This window comes from Lysobacter capsici (assembly GCF_018732085.1).
GTDB lineage: Bacteria > Pseudomonadota > Gammaproteobacteria > Xanthomonadales > Xanthomonadaceae > Lysobacter > Lysobacter capsici_A.
In genome coordinates this window covers 598496-623286 of the sequence record NZ_CP076103.1, presented here as the reverse complement: position 1 = coordinate 623286, position 24791 = coordinate 598496, and the positions used below count along the sequence as shown (strand labels likewise).

Below are 24791 nucleotides of genomic sequence, written 5' to 3'. Positions count from 1 at the left end.
GTCGGCGTGGAAGCAGCCGCCAGCTTAACCTCGCGCGGCGGTTCGCTTCGCGCTCAGACCCCGACGCCGTGCGGCTGGACCACGCCGGTGGCGATGCCCACCACGACCAGCGCGATCAGCGCGATCGAAAAGCCGATGCGCCGGGTCAGGGCGTTGACCGTGCGTTTGCTGGCGCCCTTGTCGACCAGCATGTAGTACAGGCCGGCACCGAGGTTGTAGACGATCACCGACAGGAAGGCGGCGACGAACAGGATCTTCATGATTCGACCTTGCCCGGGAGCGGGCGCGAGTGGTCTTCGGGGGAGGGCGACGCGGACGTTGCCGCGGCGGCCGTGCGCGCGCGCAGCCAGCGCCAGCGCACCACGATGGCGACCGTCATCAAGCCCAGGAACAGGCCGTAGGCGACCGAGGTGGCGAGCACCTGTTTCCAGATCGCGCCGGCGTGCGGGTCGGCGTTGTACATGCTCCAGTGCATGCCCCAGCCGGCAACCAGGGTGGAGACGATCAGGCTGGCGCTGTCGTAGACGGTGCGCAGGGCGCCGCGCGGCTGGCGCGGATAGGCCCAGAACAGCCAGGCGAGGATCGAAAACCAGGGCACGAACAGGATCAGGGCCAGATTGAGTTCGACTTGCGGGTTCATGGCGAGCGCGGGGCGTTGGGGCGTGGCGCAGCTTTTGCTGCGGGGTCCATTGTTCGCCTACTGGCTCAGATTGCATAGAATCAGTTTTTGGATAAAAAACCAGATCAGTTGGGAGGGGCCGGGAATAGGGAATGGGGAATAGGGAATCGGAAAAGCCGCCACCCGCCTTGGAGGTTTCGAGGTCTCCGTGGGAGGGGCTTCATGCCCCGATGCTTTTGTCTCAGCTCGCCGGAAGCTCTCACTGCCCCCTGATCGAAAAGCATCGGCGCTGAAGCCCCTCCCACAAAGACCTCGAAGCCTCGACTCCCGACTCCCGACTCCCGATTCCCGCCAAAAGCATGAAACGCTACCAAGCCCTAGCCGACGACATCGCCCGCTCGATCCGCCAGGGCCTGCTGAGCCCGGGCCAGCGCCTGCCCTCGGTGCGCCAGGCCAGCGCGGCGCGCAAGCTCAGCCCGGCCACCGTGTTCCAGGCGTATTACCTGCTCGAATCGCAGGGGCTGGTGGAGCCGCGCGCGCGCTCGGGTTACTACGTCAGCGAACGCGCGCGCGCGATGCCGCCCGAGCCCGACACTGCCTCGCAGCCCGACGGCCAGGCGCGCGCGGTCGATGTCAGCGAACTGGTGTTCGAAGTGCTCGAATCGGCGATGGCGCGCGACATCGTGCCGCTGGGTTCGGCGTTCATGAGCCCGACCCTGTTTCCGCTGGCCCGGCTCGGCCGCGCGATGGCGCACGAAGCGGTGCATCTGGACCCGCGCAGCACCGTCGACGACCTCACCCCGGGCAACGCCGAACTGCGCCGGCACATCGCCCTGCGCTACCGGATCGGCGCGGTGCCGATCGGCGCCAACGACCTGGTGGTGTGCAACGGCGCGATCGAAGCGCTGAACCTGTCCATCGCCGCGGTGACCCGTCCCGGCGACGCGGTGCTGGTCGAATCGCCGTGCTTCTACGCCGCCTTGCAGACCCTGGAACGCCGCGGCCTGCACGCGATCGAAGTGCCCACCCATCCGCGCGAAGGCATCGAGCTGGGCGCGCTGGACGCGGCGATCCGCCGCCACGCGCCGGCCGCGTGCTGGCTGATGACCAATTACCAGAACCCGCTCGGCAGCACCGTGCCCGAGGCGAAGAAGCGCGAACTGGTCGAATTGCTGGCGCGCCATGAGCTGCCGCTGATCGAGGACGACGTCTACGGCGAACTGCATTTCGGCGCGCATCGGCCGGCGCCGGCCAAGGCTTTCGACACACGCGGCCTTGTGCTGCATTGCTCGTCGTTTTCCAAGACCCTCGCGCCGGGCTACCGGATCGGCTGGGCCGCGCCGGGGCGCTATGCGCAGCGGGTGGCGCGGCTGAAGTTGACCAATACCTTGGCGACGTGCGTGCCGGCGCAACTGGCGATCGCGCGCTATCTGCAACGCGGCGGTTACGACCGCCACCTGCGCGGCCTGCGCAAGACGCTGGCCGCGCAGCAGGCAGCGTATCTCGATGCGGTCGCGCGCTATTTTCCGCAAGGCACCCGGGTGACCCGGCCCGACGGCGGCTATTTCCTATGGATTGAATTGCCCGAAGGCAGCGATGCCCTGGCCGTGCAACGCCGCGCCGCGCAACAGGGCATCAGCATCGCGCCGGGGCCGATGTTCTCGGCCAATCGCGGCTATGCGCATTGCCTGCGGCTCAACTACGGCCACGCCCTCGATGCGCGGGTGGATGCAGCGTTACAAGTCTTGGGCGCGCTTTCGTCGGCGCGATAGGCGTCAGCCGCAGGCGTTGTTCCTCGCTCGCATCGGCCAGCGCCTCGGCCTGGCGCTTGCGGCTGAGATTGCCGAGCGCGCGTCGGTACGACCAGTCGACCAGTTCGAGCAGATAGTCCGCCGGCATGCGCTTGACCTCCACCACCGTCACCCAGTGATAGCGGCCCATGAACCGCGCCGGCTTGGCGCCGGGCATGTCGGTGAGTTCGACGAACCGTTCCGGCGTGGTCTTGAAGCTGAAACGCCAGCGCTCGGGTTCGCTGGTCTTGAAGTAGGCGAAGAATTTTCCGCCGACGCTGTAGACCAGGATATTGGACGGCGCCGCGTGCAGCACTTCCTCGGCGCCCGGGTAGGCGCGGCAGTGTTTGTTGAGGGCGTTGGTGTCCATTGCGGCGACGTGGCGATTGAGGGATGCATGGTCGCACGCGTCGCGGGGTTGCGCTGGGGCTTCGATGCTTGCGTCGCAATCGAGGTATCGCGGTCGCGGCTTGCGCCGCTCCTACAGGTAGCCCATGTAGGAGCGGCGCGAGCCGCGACCGCGACACTTCAACATCCGCGAACCCGCGACAAACCCGCGCTCACATATGCGACGTAATCTTCGGCACGTTGAACCAATCGTTGTTCAAGCCATCCATGAACTGCACCGGCGCAGCCGCCAGCACCGCATGATCCACATCCAGGCAGGCGATGTTGATCGAGTAGTACTTGCCGCCGAGCACCTCAAGTTCGCCGGTGCCGTAGGCATGCACCGCGCAATGCTTGCAGAAATGGTAAGTGCCGCTGAAGGTGCCGAACTGGTAGGTGCCGGTGTCCTCGGGGCCGCCGCTGAGCAGGCGGAACGCATCGGGTTTGACGATCGCGCCCCACTTGCGCAGCTTGTTGCACATCGAGCAATTGCAGCGCGAGGTGCCGGCCGACAGGTCGAGGTCGACCTCGTAACGGATGGCGCCGCAGTGGCAGCTGGCCTGGTAGGTCTCGACGGTCATGGCGGTTCTCCGATGGCGAGGGGCGGTGGGCCCGGGACAGTCACAGGATAGTAGCCATTGAGGACAGGATATGTCCTCAATAGGTTTTACACTGCGCCCATGCTCAAGACCTCGACCCGCCTGCTGCGCCTGTTGTCGCTGCTGCAATCGCGCCGTCACTGGACCGGCGCGGAGCTGTGCGAGCGTCTGGAAGTCGACGGCCGCACCGTGCGCCGCGATGTCGACCGGCTGCGCGAACTGGGCTATCCGGTGCAGGCCTCCACGGGGGTCGGCGGCGGCTACCGGCTCGCCGCGGGCGCCTCGCTGCCGCCGTTGCTGCTCGACGACGACGAGGCGGTGGCGATGGTGGTCGCGCTGCGCAGCGCCGCCGGCAGCGTGGCGCGGATCGAGGACACCACGGTCGGCCTGCTCGGCAAGCTCGATCAGTTGCTGCCGGCGCGGCTGCGTCGGCGGGTCAGCGCGCTGTATTCGGTGACCGTGTCGCTGGCGCACGACGACACCGGCCCGGACGTCGACACCTTGACCGAACTGGCCGGTGCTTGCCGCGACCATCGGCTGATCGAGATGGACTACAGCGACCGCGGCGGCCGCGCGAGCCAGCGCAGCATCGAACCGCTGCGCCTGGTCAGCGCCGGACGCCGCTGGTATCTGCTGGCCTGGGATCGCGGCCGCGAGGACTGGCGCCTGTTCCGCGCCGACCGCATCGTCGCGCTGCGCTGCGGCGGCGGCGCGTTCGCCCCGCGCAAGTTTCCCGAAGACGTGGCGGCGTACGTGCAGCGCTCGATCAGCCAGCCGAACCAGGGCCCGACCATGCGCGCGCGCCTGCGCGGCGCGGCCGAAACCCTGGCGCCGACCCTGCCGCCGTGGTGCGGGCTGCTCGAACCCATCGACGAGCACAGCTGCCTGCTGCATGTGCGCGGCGAAACGCCGGAGGAGATTCTCGCGTTGCTGGCCTTGACCGGGGTGGAATTCGAACTGCTCGATGCGGGCGAGCATTTGCCGCAACTGCGCGAAGTGGCGCAACGGTTGTTGCGGGCGGTGCAGTGAGCCAAACCTTCGCGAACGTCATGGCAGCTGCTGTGAGAGGGAGCTTTATTGGTGGGAGGGAGCTTTTTTGTGGGAGGGAGCTTCAGCCCCGACGCTCTTTTCTCCGATCACCTCGAAACTCGCACCGCCCCTGATCGAAAAGCATCGGGGCTAAAGCTCCCTCCCACAAAAGCGCCCTCGCCTGCGCCTGTCAGAGGCGACACAGCGGCCGTTGCACCGAGACGCAGTAAGCCAAACCCTTCGCGAAGGCGGCTCCATCTTCCGTGGGAGGAAGCTTCAGTCCCGATGCTCTTTTCTCCGATCGCCTCGAAACTCGCACCGCCCCTGATCGAAAAGCATCGGGGCTAAAGCTCCCTCCCACAAAAGCGCCATCGCCTTCGCCTATCGGAGGCGACGCAGCGGCTGTTGCGCACAGACGCAGCAAGTCAACCCGTTCGCGAAGGCCGCGCCATCTTTGTGGGAGGGAGCTTTAGCCCCGACGCTGTTTTCTCCGATCGCCTCGAAGCTCACACCGCCCTTGAGCGAAAAGCGTCGGGGCTAAAGCTCCCTCCCACAAAAGCTCAGCTCGCCTTCGCCAGCTAGCCAACGACGCGCTGCGGCCGCGCGATGCAACGAGGCCGCGCCCTCACCGGACGCGGCCTCCTCTGCCCTGCCTGCAGCATCCTGCGTCCCCGCGGGGTCAGCCGAGATCGGCGAGGATGTTGTCCGCCGCCTGCAACGCCAGCGCGGCGATGGTCAGGGTCGGATTGGCGGTGGCGGTGGTCGGGAACACGCCGCTGCCGACCATGTACAGATTGCTGTGGTCCCACGATTGCTGGCGCGCGTTGAGCACCGAGGTCGTGGCGCTGTCGCCCATGCGATAGGTGCCGATGATGTGGCCGGCGCCGTAGAACGTGAAGGTATTGCCGAGGTACTGGAACGTGGTCGGGCTCGGGCTCGACCCGCTCAACACCGGCGTCGCCGGCACCTGGGTGTACTCGGTCGCGCCGAGCGCCTCGAAGATCTCGGTCGAGGCCGCCTTGGCCGAGACGAAGCCGTTGCGCACGTAGTTCTCGCGAATGCGATAGGTGACCTGCGGCCGCGGCAAGCCCAGATGATCCTTGTACTGGCTCGACAACTGCACGCGGTTGTCCGGGTCGGGCAACTGCTCGATCAGATAACCCAGGCGCAGCTGGCGGATATAGACGTTGTTGAGCGTGGCGACCAGTTTCGAACCGTACAACTGACTGAACGCCGGCAAGTTCGGATCGAAACGCAGCGCCTGCCCCTGCTGGTTGACCGAATCGCCGTTCAACTGGGTGTTGTTCTGGCCGAACACGAAATCCGAAAGCGTGGTGTACGGATCGTTGGTCGCCCAGTTCCAGCCTTCGTTGCCGATCTCGATGCGATAGGCCGCGCGCTGGTTGCGGAACGCGCCGTCGCGCACCGACTCGATACCCGAGGTCGACAGCGGCCCGCGGAAGGCATAGATCGGGTCCTTCGACAGGCCCCAGGCCAGGTACATCACGTGATCCATCAGATTGCGGCCGACCTGATCGGAGCGGTTGGCCACGCCGTTGGGATAACCCGGGTTGCCGTTCGACATCAGCAGCAGCTTGGGCGTTTCGATCGCGTGCGCCGCCAGTACGTAACGCTTGCCGACCGCGGTGCCCTTGCCGGTCGACGGCCCGGTCTGGCTGTCGTAGGTCAGGTAGTCGATGCCGCTGACCTGATCGCCGCTGAGGCGGATGTTGTTGGCGACGGTCTTGTACTGGATCTGCACGTTGCCGGTCTGCAGCGCTTCGGCCAGGGTCACGGTGCCGTCGTACTTGGCCTGGATCGGACAGATCGGAATGCAGTTGGTGTTGCCCGCGCACTGGCGGCGCTTGCCCGGCCGCGAGTTGCGTCCCTGCGGCGTCGGGGTGACGAACAGGCCGATGTTGTCGATCTTCAGCGAGGTCACCTTGCCTTCGTACAACACGTCGTTCAAGGACGGGGTGATGCCCGGCATCGGGAAATCGTAGTTCGGCCCGTAGGTGCCGTCGGGTTGCACGTCGAAGGTCTTGTACAGATCGACCATCGGCTGCTTGTCCGAGGACACGCCGATGGTTTCGGTGGCCTTGCGGTAGTACGGCAGCAAGGTCTGATAGAACTGCGCGCCGCCGGGCCAGTCCACGCCCTGGCCGTACTTGGTCTTGAGCTGGAAATCGTTGGGCAGGTGATTGAGCGAAGTACCCAGCCAATGCCAGGTGGTGCCGCCAGCGACGCGTTCGTAGGAACTGCCGAACGCGAAGGTCATCTCCGGGTCGTCGGCGCGGGTCGCGGTCTGCGGCGGATAGACGAAGTAGCACTGCGCCGGGTTCTGCCACGCGTTGATCTGCAACACCGTGTAGCGCGGGGTGTTGAGCGTGGCCGGGTCGGGCTGGCCGAGCGGATTGCTCGCGCTGCCGGCGCCTTGCATGGTCGGCGGATACGGCGACTCGGGCGTCTTCGCATTCGCGGTGAAGAACGTCTGCATATAGTCTTCGCGGCTCTTGGGCACCGGCGGGCCGCCTTCGAGGATCAGCACCTGCTTGCCGGCCTTGCCGAGCTGGTAGGCGATGATCGAACCGGAGATGCCCGAGCCCACGATCACCACGTCGAAACCGCCCGCTGGAATGGTGATGCTCATGCCGGGTTCTCCAGGTAGTCCTGCAGCGGCGGCGGCGTGGTCGCCCAATAGCCGTAGGTGTAGTTGGAACTGCCCATCGGGTGCGACTGCATCACCCGCCACACCAGGCCTTGGGTGTAGCTGGTCGCCGAGATCACTTCGCTGAAAGTCTGGCCGCGGGTGGGCGAATTGTCGGACACCACGGTCGGCCAGGCGCCCATGTACCACAGGTAGATCAGCTGACGCAGCGCCAGCACTTCGGCCGGATACGTGCCGCTGAGCAGCGCGCCGGCGATGGCTTCGTTGTTGCCGTCCTTGCCGCCTTCGGCTTGGTTGAGGTTGTAGTACTCGCAGATGATCTGATCGGCCATGCCGTTGGGCAGCTTGTCGCGAAACACCTGCAAGTAGACGGTCTTGATGTCGACCGGATCGATCTGCGGCGCGATCGCGTCGCGGGTGAATCCGGTCAGCCCGACGCTGAGACGGATGAAGTACTCCATGTAGTCGACCATGTCCGTGCTCCTTATTGCGCGCGCTGCAGCAGGTAGGTGAAGTCCGAGGTCAGACCGTTGGTCATCGTCGCGTTGTTGTGGCAGGCCATGCAGCTCGACGAGGCCTGCGGCACCTTGCCCTGGATGTAGGTTTCCAAGGTCGCGTTGGCGAGGAACGACGGCGCCGGATTGCCGGTCGGATCGGTCGGGTTCTTGGCGTTGGTCGGCCACTGCGTGCTGATCAGCTCGTAATTGGCCCACACCGTGCCCGGGTAGGTCTGCTGCAACAGCGCCTGGTAGCGCGCGTTGAGCGACTTGGTCGAAGCGGTCAGCGCGACCTCGCGCATGATCTGGCTCGGCGGGGTGTGCGGGTTGTTCGGATTCCACGGCCGCGCCGGCGGCTGGTTGACCGCGCAGCTTCCGCTGCAATTCTTGTTGTAGAAGTTGTACTGCGACTTGTCGATCGGCTCGCCGTCGACCGGCACGTTGTCGACATGTTCGAAGGTCGACCACACCCACTGCGGCTCACCGGCGGTCTTGTGCGCGATGTGCAAACCGACCAGGCCGACCGTCTGCAACTTGCACGAAGCCTGCACGCCTTCGTGTTCGCCGGGGTTGGTGTAGACCAGCGCCTGGATGGTGTGGAAACGGCTCGCCTGGTCCTTGCCGCCCAGCACCTTCCACGACGACTTGATCATGATCGCGCCGGTGTTCTTGGAACCGGCGGGCTGGGCGAAGTTGGCCGGCTTGCCGAATTTTTCCTGGCCGGCCTTGCTGTACAGACCGTCGCTGACGATGGTGTTGAACATGTCCTGGTTGGTCATGATCGCGAAGCGCACGTACTGGCCGTTCTGATCGATCAGCGGACCGGTTTCGAACGGCTCGCCGCTTTCGTCGAGCACGTTCGGGGTCTTGCCGACCTGGGTCAGGTTCAACACGCCGTTGCCCATGCCCTTGCACACGTCCGGCGGCGGCGGGTCCTGGCCCCACGGCGGCGGCGTGGCGCCGCCGGGCAGGAAGATGTCGCGGCTTTCCTTCCAGTTCTCCCACACCGTCGTCGCGTTGGCGCCGAAGCTCGCGCCGGGTTTGGGATTGCCGTCGCTGCCGCCGGGCCAGTTGACCGCGATGAACGACTGCCACGAGAACAGATCGAAATCGTCCTGCAAATCCTGCAGGTTCGGATTGGACTGCGGCACGCTGATCTCGAGCGGAATCGTCGAACTCAACGGCGGCAGCGGCGTGGCGGCGCTCGCGTGCTGGCGGATGTCGGCGCGCGACAGGCTGTCGTGCGGCTCGGGCTTGAGATGGCTGTCGGTGCATGCCGCGAGCGCGAACACGAACGTGGCTGCGGCCAACGGCCGGATCAACGGCTTGATCGACGGCACGACCCGCTGCGGGCCAAGACGGTATCGATGATTCATGGCGAGTCCCCTGCTCCCTGGTGATACGAAGCGAAGATTCGCTTCGCCGCGAGGCAGGCAGCGCACCGCAGCAGGCTGCGGGTGATGGAACCCAAGCCAGGTTGGATGGCTGGCGATCGAATCGCTGGCTACGTCGCGTCGGGCGCAGACGCTACCACGCGTCCGTCGAAAAAATGCGACTGTTCGCGCAGAAATAAACTAAACGAACTTTCTTTGCGATTGAGCGCGAAACGCTGTCCTGCGCGAACGCGCAATTGCGTTCTCTATTCAAGCGGCAGGCATTGCCCCGATGAAATACGCGGCGTTTTTCCGTTATCGGCGGTAGTGCGATGGTGAGCGTGGGTGAGCACGCGCGCGACCTGTTTGCAGTGCAGCGCGGGCTTGCGCGACTGCGACCGCAGCGATATCGCAAAGGCCGACACCACCGCGACAGGTGGTGTCGAAAAAGAGCACCGGACATCGCGTCCGGTGCCGGGGGAACCTGCGCGGCTTGCGCTCGCCAGGTAAGAATCGCCTTGCCCATCCATCGATACGCGCGGTGACCCGCGCGCTCGATTCACACCAACGGCTTGCACGATCGCAAGCCGCTTCGTCGGCGGCTCAGTTGGCCGCGCAGCTCGCGCTGTTGTCGGCACGCAGCTGGTCGTAGGTCTTCTGTCCGGCCGGCAGCGGATTGGCCTGCGCGGGCAGCAGCGAGCGATACGCCGCGTCGTAGGTCGCCGACAGGAAGCAGGCTTCGGACCGCGCGTGGAACTTCAAGCGTCCGTTGCCGTAGCTCGCATCGAAACCGGCCGCGCCCAGATCGTTGCCGCCGGTGCTCGCCACGTACACCAGCGAGTCGTACACCGAGCTGGACAGGTTGACGTTGCGCTGCTTGAGCAACGCGGCGCGATCGGCTTTCTGCTGCGCGGTCGCGTTGGCCGGCAAGGCCGCCGGCACGGTGGCGTTGGTCAGCTGGCGCTGGTGCTGCAGACCCAGCAATGCGAGCGCGGCCACGTGCGGCGTCGCCGAGGAGGTGCCGTTGAACGCGTTGTCGCCGTAGGACACGGTGTCGACATTGGCGAAGTTGGCCAGGTCCGGCTTGGCGTTGCCGGCGGCCTGGCCGTTCGGACGCGCGCCGCCGGCGGCGAGCACCGGACCGCGCGAGCTGTAGTCCTCCAGGTTGGAAGTCGCCGCGTCCAGCGCCGCCACCGTGATCACGCTGGCCGCATCGGCCGGATGAATCAGCGAGCGGTCCTGCACCGCGTACTGGAAGTTGTAGCCGGCGTTCATCAGCCGCAGGAAGTTGCTGACACCCGCGGTCTTGCGGGTGATGCGCACGCCGAACTTGCCGCCGCCGGAGAAGCGCGCGTTGAACAGACCGTCGCACTGCGTGGTCTTGCTCGCGGCCGGCGGCTGATAGGCGATGAATTCCAGCGGCTGCTGGCCGGCCGTACCGTTCTGCAGGTCGTCGGACTGGGTCGCGGCGACCCAACCGGCCGCGGTGACCAGGCGTCCATTGCGCCTGACCTCGTCGGCCCAGCGCACCAGCTCGAGCTTGTAGTCGGCGTTGGTGGTGTTGTTCGCGCTGGTCCAGTCGTTCCAGCCCAGCCACACGTCGATCTCGAACGCGTCCTTGTCGGCCTGACTCTTGGCGCCGACCGGGACACAGCCGTTGTACTGCCCGCCGATGGTCAGCGGATTGACGCTGTCGACGATCGCCGCGCCGTTGGCGCCGACGTTGCCGACCACGAAATCCTGCAGCACGTTCGCACCGGCGCCGGCGGTGCTGTCGCCGTCCCAATGCACCTGCGCCTCGTTGCCTGCCGCGTTGAGCACGATCACGCCGTTGTTCTTGGCCGCGTCGATGGCTTCGTACAGGCCCTTGAGATCGCTGCCGATGCCGGTGCCGTCGCCCGGCGCGGACAGGTTGAAGCCCAGCGATGCGGTGATGACCTGCGCGCGCGGCGCGCCCTGGGCGAGGTTCTGCGCGCTCAGGTTCGCCGCGTCCTGGATCGCGCTGACCCAATCGGCCGCGCCGGTGTTGTCGTACAGGCGGAACTTGGCCGCGGGTGCGATGTCGTAGGCGATCTCGGTGACCGCGTTGCCATGGGCCACGCCGCGATAACCGAACACGCCGCTGGTCGAGCGGGTCAGAGTCAGCTTGTCGGCTTCCGCCGCGGTGTTCTTCGGCCACTCCGCCGCATCCTGCAAGGCCTTGACCGCGCCGTTGAGATTGTTGAAGTGGTCGACGATGGCGATGGTCAGGCCCTCGCCCTTGAGGTCCTTGCGCAGATTCGCGGCAAGCTGGTCGTAGTTGCCGAGCGCGCGCAGTTGGTCGATGTTGCTGGCGGTGGCGCCGTCGCTGAAGGCGGTGGTCCGCGACATCGCCATCAGCGACACCTGCGAAACCGACTGCAGGCTCGCGACCCATTCCAGCCGCGCCAGCGGCACCGACGCCTCCAGGCTCGGCGAGCCGTTGATCTGCTGCGCCTGCAGGCCGGCGGCGAGCAGGGTCTCGCGCAGCGTCGAGGTGGCGCGGTCGAGCAGGCTGGCATTGCTGACCTCATCGTGGGTCAGGGCCAGATCGACGTTGATCTTCACCTTCTCGCCGTCGCGAAAGCGCAGCGGGATGCCGGCGCGATCGAGCGCGGCGATCTGCGCGGCGACCGGCACCGTGTTGCGCGAAGCCGCGCCGTTCGCCGCACTACCGTTGTTCGCCGCGGACGCCGAGGGCGACGACGCCGACGGGTCTTGCGCCAGCCATTGCACCGCCTGCAGCAACTGTCCGCTACCGAGCTTGGCCTGCGCGTCGTTGCGCGGCGTCGCCGCGGTCATCGCGACCGATTGCCAGCCCGGCGCGGGCAGCGAGCCCGACGCCTGCGCCGCGCCCGCGGCATTGGCGAGCGCGCCGGACGCGGGCGCGCCCGGTGTTGGCGCTTCGTTGCGCGACCACAACAGCACCGTGGCACAGGCCGCGGCGAGACCGAGCACAGCGAATTTCTTCGACGACATCTTGTTCATTCGTTGATTCCTGATGCGGATTTGCAGTCATGCTCGTCCGCTGCCGACGGGCACAAGCCCGTGGCACGGCCGAGGCGCAAAGACCTGGGTGCGGGAAAGGGAACGGCGGTGGGAGTGCGACGATCAGGGGGGAGGAAGGGATCGAGTTTTCGTCGCGCTCAATCCTCAAACGCAAAAAGTGCGACGTCCCCCCATCACCGTGGCACTTATTTTGACAGCACGATTTTTCATATCGCCGCGGCGTGCACGCGTTGCGCCGCGCGCGAAACGCAAGTGCGTGGCGAACGCCCTACCCAGTTCGCGCGTCGCGCGTTTGTTCATTCGCGACTGCGTGCGTGCATCGCGACACGCAGGTCGCGGCGCCGCGCGGCATGCGGCATGCGGCATGCGGCATGCGGTTTCATACGAAACTTTTCGCGACGATTCAGTTGGTCGCGCAAACGCGCTCGCGCAGTCGCGGGCGTCGCATCGGTGTCGCGGAAGATTTCGACGAGCAGCGGCGAACGTATCGGCACGGACAGGCGTATCGCGACGCGCGAGGCATCGCCGGATCGCGATGCAGGCTCAGCCCTGCGGCATGCCCCGCGCCAACACCACCTCGGCGCGCGGCGGCGCACCGAACAATCGCTTGTACTCGCGCGAGAACTGCGACGGGCTTTCGTAACCGACCCGATGCGCGGCGGTCACCGCCTCGACCCCGCTGACCATCATCAGGCGCCGCGCTTCGTGCAGGCGCAGATGCTTCTGGAACTGCAGCGGCGACAAGGTCGTCACCGCCTTGAACTGATGGTGCAGCGAGGAGGTGCTCATATGCACCTGCTCGGCCAGTTCGTCGATGCTCAACGGCTGCAGGTAGCACTGGCGCAGCACCGCCACGGCCTTGGCGATGCGGCTGGAGCGACTGTCGGTCAGCGCCAGCGCGCGCAGGCGATGGCCGAGGTCGCCCATCAGCACGCGATAGAAAATTTCCCGCAAGGCCATCGGCGCGAGCACCGGCAGGTCCTGCGGCGTGTCGAGCAGGCGCATCAACCGCAGCACCGCGTCCATCAGGGTCGTGTTGACCCGCGCCGCGTACAGGCCCAGGTCGACGCCGTTGCCGCCATGGCCATGATCGATCGCCGGCGACTGGCCGGCATCGACGATCAGGCTGGCGATCTGCGCCGGGTCGATGTCCAGGCGCAGGCACAGATACGGTTTGTCCGGCGTCGCCTCGACCACCTGGCCGATCATCGGCAGCGTCACCGACACCACCAGGTAGTTGAGCGGGTCGTAGTGGTAGGTGCGGCCCGACAAGGTCACGACCTTGCGGCCTTGCGCGACCACGCACAGGCGCGGCTCGTACACCGACGGCGAACACTCGGTCGGCGCGCTCATGCGGATCAGGTGCAGCGGCCGCACCGCGGTGGCGTGGACGCCGTCGCTGTCGGTCAATCGGGCAATCCGGTCGACCAGTTCGGCCTGCGCGGCGCAGCTGCCGCGTTGCGCGATCGATTCGGCGGAGGTATTGGCGTTCATGGCGTCCCGTACAGTGTCGGGTTGCCTCGATTATCGGTACGAATCCGGCCGCAGACTGTGCTTAGTCGGCCGGTTTGCAGAAATAGGCAAGGATGCGACGGGAATAGGCCGGCCGAGCGTGGCGGCGACCGCATGGAGGGCCCGCGACCGCGCCGCCGCCCGTCCCGAGCAGCGAGCTTGCCCATCGCAGCGAGTCTTGAGGTCTGCGTGGGAGGGGCTATCTGCCCCGACGCTTTTCGATCACAAGCGACGCAATTCAAGATTCGAAGCGATCTGAGAAAAGAGCGTCGGGGCAGATAGCCCCTCCCACAAAAGATTGCGTGGCTTGCACGAAGTGCCGGGGTTCGCGCGCGGGCCTTCGCAGGCCGGCAATGCGCAACCACGCCAACCAGGTCATCGCCCCGGGGGCTACTGCTGCATCCCGCGCGCCTGGGCCTGCGTGCCCTGGGTCTCGGCCTGAATCCGCGCGGCCTCCTGGCCCTGCTGCAGCGACTGCAACGCCGGCCCGCTGGCCTGCGAGGACTGTTCGACCGGCGTCGCGATCGCGCGTTGCACGTTCACGCCGGCCAGATGATGGGTCGGGTCGTTGAGCGGGCCCTGCACGCCGATCAGCATGCTGCGGTCGCGGTTGAACACCACGTGGTCGATGCGCGCGGCCGGGAAGGCGTCGCGTTGATTGAGCGCCTGCGCGACGATGCCGGCGGCCAACCGCTCCTCGTCGTGCGGCTGGAAGGTGCCCGGCGGGATGTTGACCGACTGCCGCAGCCCCTGCAGCGCGCCGTTGTACATGGCGTGGCCGGGATGCTCCGGATCGGACAGCACCGCGCCCGCGGCGCGTCCCGGCGCCGCGTCGCCGCGCGCCGGACCCTCGCCGACGCCGCCCGGCGCCGGGCGCTCGCCCTCGCGCGCGAGCGACGCGTCGATCGGCACGTGCTGTTGCTTGTGCGGTCCGTCGAAGGTGTGATCGAACCGGCCCGCCACCGATGGCGTGGTGCTGGTGTCGCGATAGGCCTGCGATGCGGTGCCGGAGCCGGCGCGGATGAAGATGCCGTTCTCCTCCATCAGCGTTTCGCTCACGCCCAGGCTGTTCAAGTTCAGATGCATGCGCGAGGCGGCGCCGTGCTTGGGCACCGCGACGTTCTGTTCGAACCAGATCGCGCGCCCGACGATGCCGGCGCCGTAGAGATTGGCGTAATCCGAATGGCCGTGCGGCCCCAGGTCGACGGTGGCGTGCGCGGCGACGCCCGGCGTGCCGACCGGCTTCTGATCGAAGTAGTACTGGCCCATCGTCGAGACATTGGTCGGCGAACTGGTCAGGCTGCTGTCGGCGTTGAAGGTCAGATTGGCCCGCGCCACCGGCGTGCCGGCGGCATCGAGTTCGAGGAAGTCCTCGACCCGCCCGCGGTTGGCGTTGTTCCACATCTCGGTCAGACCGGCGTTCGGATTGCCGCTGCGCTGTTTTTCGTAACTCAGCATCGCGTTCCAGCCGGCGATGTGGGCCTCGGCTTCGTCGTTGCGATTGGACTGCATCCAGCGCACGCTCGGCGCGGTGTAGTCGTTGATCGGGTTGGCGTCGGAGGCGATCTGCCGCGCCCGGGCGTCGAACTGATCGCGCGCCGTGTTCATGCCGGCGCGGTTGAAGCCGTGCTCCATCTCGTGGCCGAGCACGAAACTCATGTTGTGTTGGTCGAAGGTGGCCGTGGACAGGCTCGCCGGCGTCAGGTTCATGGTCCGCGTGGTCGGGTCGTAACTGCCGCCGGCGCCGGGATCGGTGTGCAGCGCGAAACCGCGCAACTCGCGCTGGCTCTCGTTGCGCACCGCGTTCTTGAACTGGTCGATCAACACCGGCGACCCGTTGAGCGTGCGCTCCAGGTTGGCGTGCATGTCCGGGGTGACGTTGGCGGTGTGGGCGAAACGCAGGCTCATGTCCTGCAGCTTCAACACCGCGCGCAGGTCCGGATTGACCGGCGTGGCGCCGGTCAGCACCTCGGCCGGCAGGGTGACCTTGCCGCTGGCGATATCGTATTGGCCGACCGACGCCGGCCCGGGCGGCGCCAGCGCGAAGCTGCGCAGGTGGCCGTTGGCCGCGTCGGCATTGAGGCTGTTCAACAAGGTTGGGGTGGCGTTGATCGCCGCGCGCAACTGCGCGGCCTGTTCCGGGGTGACGCCCGGTTCCAGCGCGAACTGATTGAGCGCCGCGGTCAGCTGAGGATTAGGGCCCGGCATGGCTCAGCCCTCCTCTTGGGCCGCGGCCGCGGCATTCAGGCGCACCTCGATGCTGCGCACGCAGGCATGCGCGCGCTTGGCTTCGGACGCGGCCGATTCGCGCTGGGTCACGATGTCCACGTTCAACCCGCCGCGCCGGAAGGCCTGCGACAAGGTGCCGCGCGTGGCGTATTCGATCTTGCTCGGCGTCGCCGGGCCTTCCTGGAATCCCATGTCGAGCAGCGCGCGCCGATAGGCCGCGTAGTCCATCGCGCAGGCCGGGCCCAGATCGAGTTGGTCCTGATCGGCCTGGGCGCCTTCGTAGTCGAGGCGGTATTCGATCTTCTTCGCGTCCGCCGACGACGGATCGTCGGAGTAGGCGATGGTCTGCGACCAGTCGCTGCCGGCGATCGCTTCGGAAAACCCTTCGTAGCCCGGCTCGCGTTCGCCGGCGTCCTCGGTCGACGGCTCGGGCAGGCGCATGACCGTCTTGAAGCGGTCCAGGCTGAAATCCGCCGGTGTCCTGAGGCTGTCGATCAACGTCAGCAGCCGGTGCCCGGCTTCTTGCGCGGTGAGCGTTTGCGCGCCGGCGGCGGGCGGCGAAGACGGGATGGTTTCGGACATGGCGGCGCTGACCTTCACAGGTTCGGACGGAGGCGAGGGTTCGTGCGGCTGTTTCGCGGCGCAGGCGCCGAACAAGCCGGTTGCGGGCAACAGCATCGCCATTGCCAGCCAGGCCGGGATCCGGATGTTGACCATCGACGTGTGTCTCCCTGTCGTGACGCGGCTCGGTGCGAGCGATTCCCTGAGCCTGGAGTATGCCAGCGCGCGGGCGCTTGCGAAGCCGTGGGCCACGCGCTCGCCGGCCGCATCGGCAGCGACCCCGCGCGCCTGCGACCACGACGCAGCAACGCCTCGGCGCCATCCGATCAGGCAATCCAGCAGCCTGCCCCAAGCCGCGGACCGCGCCGCTTCGCCGGCCGCCGGGGATCGGGCAAAAGTCTGGATCCACCTGATTTCCCGAACGACGACCCGCCGCCCCGCCATCGGTACAAATCTGCCCGCAAGCTGTGCCGATCCAGCCAAATTGCAGAAATAGGCAACGATGCGACAGTAATGTACTAACGCACGCGCGAGTGTGCGACTAACGTAACCGCACTCCCCGTTGCACCCTGGCCAGCGAACGCTGGTCGACACCTTTGACCCGACGCCCGCCTCGACGGTACGCCGGGTAGCGGCGGTGGTCGCGCGAGCCCCGGAGCGGGCCGGGCGGAAACGCGAACGGATGCCGCCGGTCCAACAGCGAGCGAGGTCCAGCCCAACCCCACACTCGATACGCCCCCAACACGCCACGCGCAACGATCGCAGACGCCCCGCCCACGCGTTCGCGCGGACCGCCCGCAGTGCCCGTTCGTATCCTCACGTCCGCAGCTGACGAATTTGTCAGCCAAACGACAGCTTCGCGTACGCGTGCCGCGCCTAGAGTGCCGCCAGAGCTTGCGGTTCTTCGTTGTTCGGTTCTTCGTTGTTCGGCTCTTGGTTGTTCGTTTCTTCACCGTCCCTTGCGCGGCGCATCGCCAGCGTTGCGGCCTGCATACGAACCGTTCCACGCGACACGGCTGCGGCCCGATCGCCAGGCGCGGACACTTCGCACCACTCATCCAGCCGTCGGCTCCTTCAATCGGACTCCCCTCACGATGTGGATTGTTCAATACGCCCTGAGCCGCCGTTACACCATCGGCGTCCTGGCGATCCTGATCCTGCTGTTCGGCGTGCTGTCGGCGCGCAAGATGCCGACCGACATCCTTCCCGAGGTCGGGATTCCCTCGATCAATCTGGTGTGGACCTACACCGGCCTGCCGGCGGCCGACGTCGCGGCGAAGATGACCTCGTTCTCCGAGGCGGCGATCCTCAACACCGTCGACGACCTTAAAGAGGTTCGTTCGGAAACGATCAACGGCGCCAGCATCGTGCGCATCGATTTCCAGCCGACCGTGAGCCTGGACCGCGCGCTGGTGCAGATCACCGCGGTCTCGCAGACGATCCTGCGGCGCATGCCGCCGGGTACTTCGCCGCCGCTGGTGGTGCGCAACAACGTGTCGAGCACGCCGGTGCTGCAATTGGTGCTGTCGTCGGATTCGCTGACCGAGGCGCAGTTGTACGACTACGCGCGCCTGCAGCTGCGTTCGCAGATCCAGACCATTCCCGGCATCCGCATGACCCTGCCCTACGGCGGCGCGCCGCGGCAGATCATGGTCGATCTCGATCCGGCCAAGCTGCAGACCTACGGCCTGACCCCGGCCGACGTGACCGGCGCGCTGGAACGCGGCAGCCCGACCTTGCCGTCGGGTTCGATCCGCGAAGGCCAGCGCGAGATGCAGATCTCGATCGACACCAGCCCGGCGACCGCGGCCGAATTCCTCGACATCCCGGTGGTGTCGCGCGGCGGCACGGTGATCTACGTGCGCGACGTCGCCTCGGTGCGCGACGGCGGTGCGCTGCAGACCAACGTCGCGCGCATGGACGGCTCCAGCGCGGTGTCGGTGGCGTTGATCAAGCTCGGCGGCGCGTCCGCTGTAGAGATCGTGCGCGCGGTGCGCGAGCGCCTGCCCGAGATCGAAGCCTCGGCGCCGCCGGGCACGCGCATCCACGCGATCTTCGACCAGTCGGTGTTCGTCGACAACGCGATCAGCTCGATTGAACACGAAGCGCTGCTGGTCGGCCTGCTGGTCGCGCTGGTGGTGCTGATGTTCATCGGTTCGTGGCGGTCGAGCATGATCGTGCTGTCGGCGATTCCGCTCGCGCTGCTGTCGTCGATCGCGATGCTGCATCTGCTGGGCTACACCTTCAACGTCATGACCCTGGGCGGCCTGGCGCTGGCGATCGGCATCCTGGTCGACAACGCGGTGGTCGACGTGGAGAACACCAACCGCAACATCGCGCTGGGCAAGGACGTGCGCACCGCGATCCTGGACAGCGCCAAGGAAGTGGTGTTCCCGGAAATGGTCTCGACCATTTCGATCTGCATCGTGCTGACCCCGATCCTGTTGATGACCGGCCTGTCGGCGTGGGTGTTCACCCCGCTGGCGCTGGCGGTGATCTTCGCCATGCTGGCCTCGTTCCTGCTCTCGCGCACGCTGATCCCGGTGCTGTGCTACATGCTGCTGCCGGCCGACATCAAGAGCCGCGCCAACCCGCGCTGGGCGCCGGAAAAGCTGCTGCTGAAGATCAACCACAAGGTCGAGCACGTGCTCGATTCGCTGCGCGACAAGCACCACGCGCTGCTGATCAAGCTCGGGCATCACGGCCTGGTGCTGACCGTGGTCGCGGTGCTGGTGTTCGGCGTCGGCGCGCTCGCCGCCGCCTCGCTCGGCCGCGAATACTTCCCGCAGGTCGACGCCGGCCAGCTGCGCATGCAGGTGCGGTTGCCGTCGGGCACGCGCCTGGAGGAAACCGCGGCCAAGCTCAGCGAGATCCAGCGCGAGATCCGCTCGATCATTCCGCCGCAGGAACTGCAGACCGTGTACGAACAGATCGGCGTGCCCGACGCGGTCAACCTGTCGCTGGTCGACAGCGCGGTGGTGGGTTCGTTCGAAGCCGAGATCATGCTGCAGCTGCGCTCGCCGCACGCCAACAGCCACGACTACCTGGTCAAGATCCGCAAGCGCATCGCCGAGCGTTTCCCCGAAGCCAAGCTGTTCGAGCGTCCGCCGGACGCGACCAGCCGCACCCTGGCCGGTTCGGCCGCGGCGGCGTTCGAAGTGCGCCTGATCGGCCGCGACGTGCCCGGCAATCTGGCGATGGCGCGCGAGATCGAACAGCGCCTGCACAAGGTGCCCGGCGCGGTCGACATCGCCCTGCGCCAGGTGCTCGATCTGCCCGAATACCAGGTCAAGATCGACCGCACCCGCGCCGCGCAACTCGGCCTTGATGCGCAGCAAGCCAGCCGCGCCGTGCTCGCGGTGCTCGGTTCGGCCGGCACGGTGTCGCCGGTGTACTGGACCGACACCGTCAACGCGATCGCCTATACCGTGCAGGTGCAGGCGCCGATCAACAATCTGAAAAACATCGACGCGCTGATGAACTCGCCGCTGCGCATCGGCGCCAACGGCGAAGCGGTGCTGTTGCGCAACATCGCCACGGTCACCGCGCGCCAGGTGCCGGCCAGCGTGGCCCGCACCACCCTGGCGCCGACCATCAGCGTGATCGCGAACGTGGAAGGCACCGACCTGGGTTCGATCTACGACCAGCTCACGAAGATCACCGGCGAACTCAACAGCAAGCTCAAGCCCGGCAACCGCATCGAGATCGTCGGCCAGGCCGGCGAGATGCAGAGCGCCTATGGCGAACTCGCGACCGGCCTGGTGATGTCCGCCATCCTGGTGTTTCTGGTGCTGGTGGTGAACTTCCAGTCGTGGATTCAACCCGCGGTGGCGATGTCGGGCCTGCCGATCGCGATCGCCGGCGCCGCCGTCGGCCTGTGGGTGACCGGTACGCCGCTGAGCGTGCCGGCGCTGATGGGCGTGATGATGGTGATCGGCGTATCGACCGCCAACAGCGTGCTGGTCACCAGCTTCGCCCGCGGCCTGATCGCCGACGGTCACGATCCGGAACTGGCCGCGTACGAATCGGCCGCGGTGCGCCTGCGTCCGGTGCTGATGACCGCCAGCGCGATGGTGCTCGGCATCATCCCGATGGCGATCGGCCTGGGCGACGGCGGCGAACAGAACGCGCCGCTCGGCCGCGCGGTGATCGGCGGCCTGCTGTTCGGCACGCCCGCCACCTTGATTCTCGTTCCCTCTATCCTGGCCGTCGTCGGCCGCCGTCGTAAGCCGCGCGTCGAGGACGAATCCTCCGACAGCGCCGGCGCCCCCGCAGGAGTCGCTCCATGAACCGCTCGATCCGTGTCTCCCACCCGCTCGACCGGGCCGGCCTGAGCCTCGCCCTGGCCGCCGCGCTGCTGACCGTGCTCGCCGGCTGCAGCCGCAGCGACGCCGAGACCACGCCGGCCAACGCCCTGCCCGAAGTGCTCACGGTGCAGGCCAAGGCCGCCGATGCCGCCTTTGATCTGTCCCTGCCCGCGCGCGCGCAGGCCGGCGAGTCGGCGCAGTTGTACGCGCGCGCGACCGGTTTCGTCAGCGAACGCAAGGTCGAACTCGGCGACAAGGTCGACGCCGGCCAGGTGCTGGCGACGATCTCGGCGCCGGAAATCGACCAGTCGGTGCGCGAAGCGCGCGCGCTGCTGGCGCAGACCGCCGCCGACCAGGAACTGGCCAAGGTCAACTACGACCGCGCCCAGACCCTGATCGGCACCGGCGCGGTGTCGAAGGAATACTTCAGCGACCGCAAGGGCAATTACGACGTCGCCGTGGCCGCGCACAACGCGGCGCAGGCGCGGCTGACCTCGGCGATCGAACGGCAGTCGTTCCAGTCGGTGCGCGCGCCGTTCGCCGGTGTCGTGGTGGCGCGCAATGTCGAACGCGGCGATCGGGTGGTCGGCGATTCGGCCTCCTCGACCGTGCCGATGTTCGAGATCGCCGTGCTCGATCCGCTGCGGGTGGTGGTCGACGTGCCGCAGAACGTGTCGATGCAGATCCAGAACGGACTGGAAGCCGACGTGAGCTTCCCGGAACTGCCCGGCCAGGTGTTCAAGGCGCAGGTCGCGCGCAGCGCGCGCACGCTCTCGCGCGATGCCGGCGTGATGCGCACCGAACTGCGCCTGCCCAACCCCGACAGCCGCATCCCGGCCGGCATGGTCGGCTCGGCGCGATTGCACCTGCCGCGCGTCGCGCCGGCCGTGGTGCTGCCGGTGTCGACCGTGATCCAGCGCGCGACCGGCGTGCAGGTGGTGACCTTGAAGGCGGACTCGACGCTGTCGTATCGTGACGTGACCCTGGGCCGCAACCTAGGCAACGAAGTCGAAGTGCTGACCGGCATCCAGGCCGGCGACACCGTGGTGCTGGCGCCGAACGCGCTGCTGGCCGACGGCAACAAGGTGCATGCGAAAGCGTTGCCGCCGCCGAAGAAGTCGTAACGGGCGAGCGCCCTCATCCGGCCCTTCGGGCCACCTTCTCCCGCGTTGCGGGAGAAGGGCGCGGGATGCCGGGGAGATTTACTCGTCTGTGCCACTCGCGCGTGCATCGATTACCCGAAACACCGCCTCCCGCGCCTGTATCACCCCCTTCGAACCACTCCCTCTCCCGCTTGCGGGAGAGGGCCGGGGTGAGAGCACGCAAATCTCAGCCGTGCAACGCCTTGGCATGATGCGCGACATGCTCGCCGATATAACTGGCGATGAAGTAATAGCTATGGTCGCACCCCGGCCGAATGCGCAGCTCCAGCGGATGCCTGGCGACCTCACACGCGACCCGCAACAACTCCGGCTTCAGTTGCGACACCAGAAACTCATCATCCCCGCCCTGATCGATCAACAACGGCAACCGCTCACGCGCACCGGCGACCAACGCAGTCGCATCCCAGGCCTTCCACGCCTCGCGATCCTCGCCCAAATACGCGGTGAACGCCTTCTCGCCCCACGGCGAATGCGACGGCGCGGCGATCGGCGAGAACGCCGAGACGCTGCGATAGCGGCCCGGATTCTTCAGCGCGATCATCAGCGCGCCATGCCCGCCCATCGAATGCCCGCTGATGCCGCGCGCACTGGTGGTCGGAAAATGCGCGTCGACCAACGCCGGCAACTCATCGACCACATAGTCGTACATGCGGAAATTCGCCGCCCATTTCGGCCGCGTCGCATTGAGGTAAAACCCCGCGCCCTGGCCCAGGTCGTAGCCTTCCGCATCGGGCATGCCCTCGCCGCGCGGACTGGTGTCGGCCGCGACCAGGATCACCCCGTGCTGCGCCGCGAACTGCTGCGCGCCGGCCTTGGTGATGAAGTTCTGCTCGGTGCAGGTCAGGCCTGACAGCCAGTACAGCACCGGGCAATCGCCGCGCTCGGCCTGCGGCGGCAGGTACACGCCGAAACGCATCGTGCAACCCAGGGTGGTGGCGGTGTGGCTCCAGACTTCCTGGCGGCCGCCGAAGCAGGCGTGGGATTCGATTTTCTGCATGGATCATCCTCCGCGGAGCCGGGTGCCATCGGGATTGATAGCGTGCTCGTCGATGCGATCAGGGTAGTACTGCTTCTTTTCGTCCAGATCGCAAAACAGCAGGCCGTGGATGCCTTTGGCCTGGTGCTTGGGCACGCGCTGCCGCCATAGACGCTCGAACACCGGCTCGAGCAGATGCTCCGGATGCCGCGTCGCCACCTCGTCGGCGAAAGCCACATCCTGCCCCTCGGGAAAGATCAGCGCGAAACCTTCGTCGTCGATGGCGAAGATGTCGTAGACGCAGTTCTGCGCGGGCTCGATGACCTGGATGTTCTTCATGGTCCGTCCTTGTCGGCCGTCAGGCTCAGTAATGAATCACCGTGCGAATCGATTTGCCCTCGTGCATCAGATCGAAGGCCTCGTTGATCCGTTCCAACGGCAGGGTATGGGTAATGAACGGATCGAGATCGATCTCGCCCGTCATCGCCTGCTCGACCATGCCGGGCAACTGAGTGCGGCCCTTGACCCCACCGAACGCCGAACCGCGCCACACGCGCCCGGTCACCAACTGGAACGGACGCGTGCTGATTTCCTGCCCCGCGCCGGCCACGCCGATGATCACCGACTCGCCCCAGCCCTTGTGGCAGCACTCCAGCGCCGCGCGCATCACCTTGACGTTGCCGATGCATTCGAAGCTGAAATCCACGCCGCCGTCGGTCAGCTCGACGATCACATCCTGGATCGGACGATCGTGATCCTTGGGATTCACGCAATCGGTCGCGCCCATCGCCTTGGCCAGTTCGAACTTGCCCGCGTTGGTGTCCACGCCGATGATGCGTCCGGCCTTGGCCTGCACCGCGCCCTGGATCACCGCCAGGCCGATGCCGCCCAGGCCGAACACCGCGACCGTGTCGCCGGGCTGCACTTTCGCCGTGTTGTGGACCGCGCCGATGCCGGTGGTGACGCCGCAGCCGAGCAGGCAGACCTTTTCCAGCGGCGCCTGCGGATTGACCACCGCGAGCGAGACTTCGGCGACCACGGTGTATTCGCTGAAGGTGCTGCAGCCCATGTAGTGATGGATCGGCTTGCCTTCGTAGCTGAAACGCGAACTGCCGTCGGGCATCACGCCGCGGCCCTGGGTCGCGCGCACCGCCTGACACAGATTGGTCTTGCCCGACAGGCAGAACTTGCACTTGCGGCATTCGGCCGTATACAGCGGGATCACATGATCGCCGGGCTTGACGCTGGTGACGCCTTCGCCGACCTCGACCACCACGCCGCCGCCCTCATGGCCGAGCACCGCCGGAAACAGGCCTTCCGGGTCGTCGCCGCTGAGGGTGAACGCATCGGTGTGGCACACGCCGGTGGCGGTGATGCGCACCAGCACTTCGCCGGCGCGCGGCGGCTCGACGTCGATCTCGACGATCTGCAAGGGCTGGCCGGCGGCGAAGGCGACGGCGGCGCGGCTTTTGATGGTCCGGCTCATGGGAAGGATTCTCCTGCGGTGGCGCCGCGTGGGGCGTGAAAGGATGGGGATGGCGACGATGCGATGCGGCTTCGCTTGGATCGATGCGAAGCACGCGAGCGCAGCGGATTCATTTCAGATACGAACGCACCAGCGCGGCGACTTCGTCGATGCTGGCGCTGCGGGTTTTCTGCGACGACACGGCCTGGCCGAGTTCCTCGCGGATATGGCTTTCGAGCACTTCCGACATCAGGCCGTTGATCGCGCCGCGGATCGCCGCGATCTGCTGCAGCACCGCGGCGCATTCGCTGCCCTGCTCGAGCGCGCGCTCCAGGGCCTCGGTCTGGCCCTTGATCCGGCGCACGCGGGTGAGCACGCGTTTTTTCTCGGCGGGGGAATGCGGCATGGCAGCGGTCTCGGACGGCGGCGACAGGTCGGCGCTGGATACTGGGGTATAGTATCAGATCGGTCGTGGAACCGAGATGGCCGGGGTGATGGCCTGCGCGGTTCGGCGATGCGTTGGCCGGATGTAGGAGCGGCATGAGCCGCGACCGCGCCATTGCGGCTACGGCGAAACTTGCGCAATCGG

The 24791-nt window shown here is 66.8% G+C and carries 20 protein-coding genes; 5 read left to right on the top strand and 15 right to left on the bottom strand.

Going from position 1 to position 24791, the window contains the following annotated elements; genetic code table 11:
- Window positions 1-53: 53 nt before the first annotated feature.
- Together KME82_RS02510 and KME82_RS02505 are read right to left on the bottom strand one after the other, a co-directional pair.
- Window positions 54-260, bottom strand: a complete 207-nt coding sequence (locus tag KME82_RS02510; RefSeq protein WP_036102620.1) for a twin transmembrane helix small protein — start codon at window positions 258-260, stop codon at window positions 54-56.
- Window positions 257-640 (bottom strand): hypothetical protein, encoded by a 384-nt coding sequence (locus KME82_RS02505; RefSeq protein WP_215497127.1) that lies wholly within the window; start codon window positions 638-640, stop codon window positions 257-259. The genes KME82_RS02510 and KME82_RS02505 overlap by 4 nt, the downstream gene beginning before the upstream one ends.
- A gap of 338 nt (window positions 641-978) precedes the next feature.
- Here KME82_RS02505 and KME82_RS02500 point away from each other — a divergent pair, with 338 nt between their 5' ends.
- Complete coding sequence (locus tag KME82_RS02500) at window positions 979-2391, top strand: PLP-dependent aminotransferase family protein (RefSeq protein ID WP_215497126.1); 1413 nt, start codon at window positions 979-981, stop codon at window positions 2389-2391.
- On the opposite strand, the gene KME82_RS02495 is transcribed toward KME82_RS02500, so the two are convergent.
- Together KME82_RS02495 and KME82_RS02490 are read right to left on the bottom strand one after the other, a co-directional pair.
- Window positions 2315-2779: an MmcQ/YjbR family DNA-binding protein gene (locus tag KME82_RS02495; RefSeq protein ID WP_215497125.1), complete on the bottom strand. Its 465-nt coding sequence runs from the start codon at window positions 2777-2779 to the stop codon at window positions 2315-2317. The two genes, KME82_RS02500 and KME82_RS02495, sit on opposite strands and share 77 nt — an antisense overlap.
- A 190-nt stretch (window positions 2780-2969) precedes the next feature.
- Window positions 2970-3377 (bottom strand): GFA family protein, encoded by a 408-nt coding sequence (locus tag KME82_RS02490; protein ID WP_215497124.1) that lies wholly within the window; start codon window positions 3375-3377, stop codon window positions 2970-2972.
- Window positions 3378-3476: 99 nt separating this feature from the next.
- Between KME82_RS02490 and KME82_RS02485 the strand changes: the two genes are divergently transcribed.
- Window positions 3477-4424 carry a helix-turn-helix transcriptional regulator gene (locus KME82_RS02485; protein ID WP_215497123.1) on the top strand — a complete coding sequence of 316 codons (948 nt, stop codon included), beginning with the start codon at window positions 3477-3479 and terminating at the stop codon, window positions 4422-4424.
- 679 nt (window positions 4425-5103) lie between these two features.
- On the opposite strand, the gene KME82_RS02480 is transcribed toward KME82_RS02485, so the two are convergent.
- The 7 genes from KME82_RS02480 to KME82_RS02450 all read right to left on the bottom strand — a co-directional run bounded on the left by KME82_RS02480 (window position 5104) and on the right by KME82_RS02450 (window position 16312).
- Window positions 5104-7074: a GMC family oxidoreductase gene (locus KME82_RS02480; RefSeq protein ID WP_215497122.1), complete on the bottom strand. Its 1971-nt coding sequence runs from the start codon at window positions 7072-7074 to the stop codon at window positions 5104-5106.
- Window positions 7071-7565, bottom strand: coding sequence for a hypothetical protein (locus tag KME82_RS02475; protein ID WP_215497121.1), 495 nt, complete (start codon window positions 7563-7565; stop codon window positions 7071-7073). The genes KME82_RS02480 and KME82_RS02475 overlap by 4 nt, the downstream gene beginning before the upstream one ends.
- A gap of 11 nt (window positions 7566-7576) precedes the next feature.
- Window positions 7577-8965, bottom strand: coding sequence for a hypothetical protein (locus KME82_RS02470; RefSeq protein WP_252255597.1), 1389 nt, complete (start codon window positions 8963-8965; stop codon window positions 7577-7579).
- Window positions 8966-9565: 600 nt separating this feature from the next.
- Entirely contained in the window at window positions 9566-11968 is a 2403-nt protein-coding gene (locus KME82_RS02465) for a S8 family serine peptidase (protein WP_215497120.1), read from the bottom strand.
- Between the two features lie 564 nt (window positions 11969-12532).
- On the bottom strand, window positions 12533-13483 hold the full coding sequence (locus KME82_RS02460) for an AraC family transcriptional regulator (RefSeq protein ID WP_215497119.1): 951 nt from the start codon (window positions 13481-13483) through the stop codon (window positions 12533-12535).
- Window positions 13484-13891: 408 nt separating this feature from the next.
- A complete protein-coding gene (locus tag KME82_RS02455; RefSeq protein ID WP_215497118.1) occupies window positions 13892-15709 on the bottom strand; it encodes an XVIPCD domain-containing protein in 1818 nt (605 codons plus the stop codon).
- Window positions 15710-15712: 3 nt separating this feature from the next.
- The gene (locus tag KME82_RS02450) at window positions 15713-16312 is read right to left on the bottom strand and encodes a hypothetical protein (protein ID WP_215497117.1); all 600 of its coding nucleotides are present in this window, start codon (window positions 16310-16312) and stop codon (window positions 15713-15715) included.
- On the opposite strand from KME82_RS02450, the gene KME82_RS02445 reads away from it, so the two are divergent.
- The 3 genes from KME82_RS02445 to KME82_RS02435 all read left to right on the top strand — a co-directional run bounded on the left by KME82_RS02445 (window position 16311) and on the right by KME82_RS02435 (window position 21722).
- Window positions 16311-16787 (top strand): hypothetical protein, encoded by a 477-nt coding sequence (locus tag KME82_RS02445; protein WP_215497116.1) that lies wholly within the window; start codon window positions 16311-16313, stop codon window positions 16785-16787. The two genes, KME82_RS02450 and KME82_RS02445, sit on opposite strands and share 2 nt — an antisense overlap.
- Before the next feature lie 598 nt (window positions 16788-17385).
- The gene (locus KME82_RS02440) at window positions 17386-20580 is read left to right on the top strand and encodes an efflux RND transporter permease subunit (protein WP_215497115.1); all 3195 of its coding nucleotides are present in this window, start codon (window positions 17386-17388) and stop codon (window positions 20578-20580) included.
- The gene (locus KME82_RS02435; RefSeq protein WP_215497114.1) at window positions 20577-21722 is read left to right on the top strand and encodes an efflux RND transporter periplasmic adaptor subunit; all 1146 of its coding nucleotides are present in this window, start codon (window positions 20577-20579) and stop codon (window positions 21720-21722) included. Before KME82_RS02440 ends, KME82_RS02435 begins: the two co-directional genes overlap by 4 nt.
- Window positions 21723-21927: 205 nt before the next feature.
- Here KME82_RS02435 and fghA read toward each other — a convergent pair whose 3' ends face one another.
- From fghA to frmR, 4 genes are all read right to left on the bottom strand, one after another.
- The gene (gene fghA / locus KME82_RS02430; protein ID WP_215497113.1) at window positions 21928-22758 is read right to left on the bottom strand and encodes an S-formylglutathione hydrolase; all 831 of its coding nucleotides are present in this window, start codon (window positions 22756-22758) and stop codon (window positions 21928-21930) included.
- Window positions 22759-22761: 3 nt separating this feature from the next.
- Window positions 22762-23076: a hypothetical protein gene (locus KME82_RS02425; RefSeq protein WP_215497112.1), complete on the bottom strand. Its 315-nt coding sequence runs from the start codon at window positions 23074-23076 to the stop codon at window positions 22762-22764.
- A 25-nt stretch (window positions 23077-23101) separates the two neighbouring features.
- Complete coding sequence (locus KME82_RS02420; protein ID WP_215498939.1) at window positions 23102-24211, bottom strand: S-(hydroxymethyl)glutathione dehydrogenase/class III alcohol dehydrogenase; 1110 nt, start codon at window positions 24209-24211, stop codon at window positions 23102-23104.
- A gap of 121 nt (window positions 24212-24332) precedes the next feature.
- Window positions 24333-24608, bottom strand: a complete 276-nt coding sequence (gene frmR, locus KME82_RS02415; RefSeq protein ID WP_056100766.1) for a formaldehyde-responsive transcriptional repressor FrmR — start codon at window positions 24606-24608, stop codon at window positions 24333-24335.
- Window positions 24609-24791: the final 183 nt, after the last annotated feature.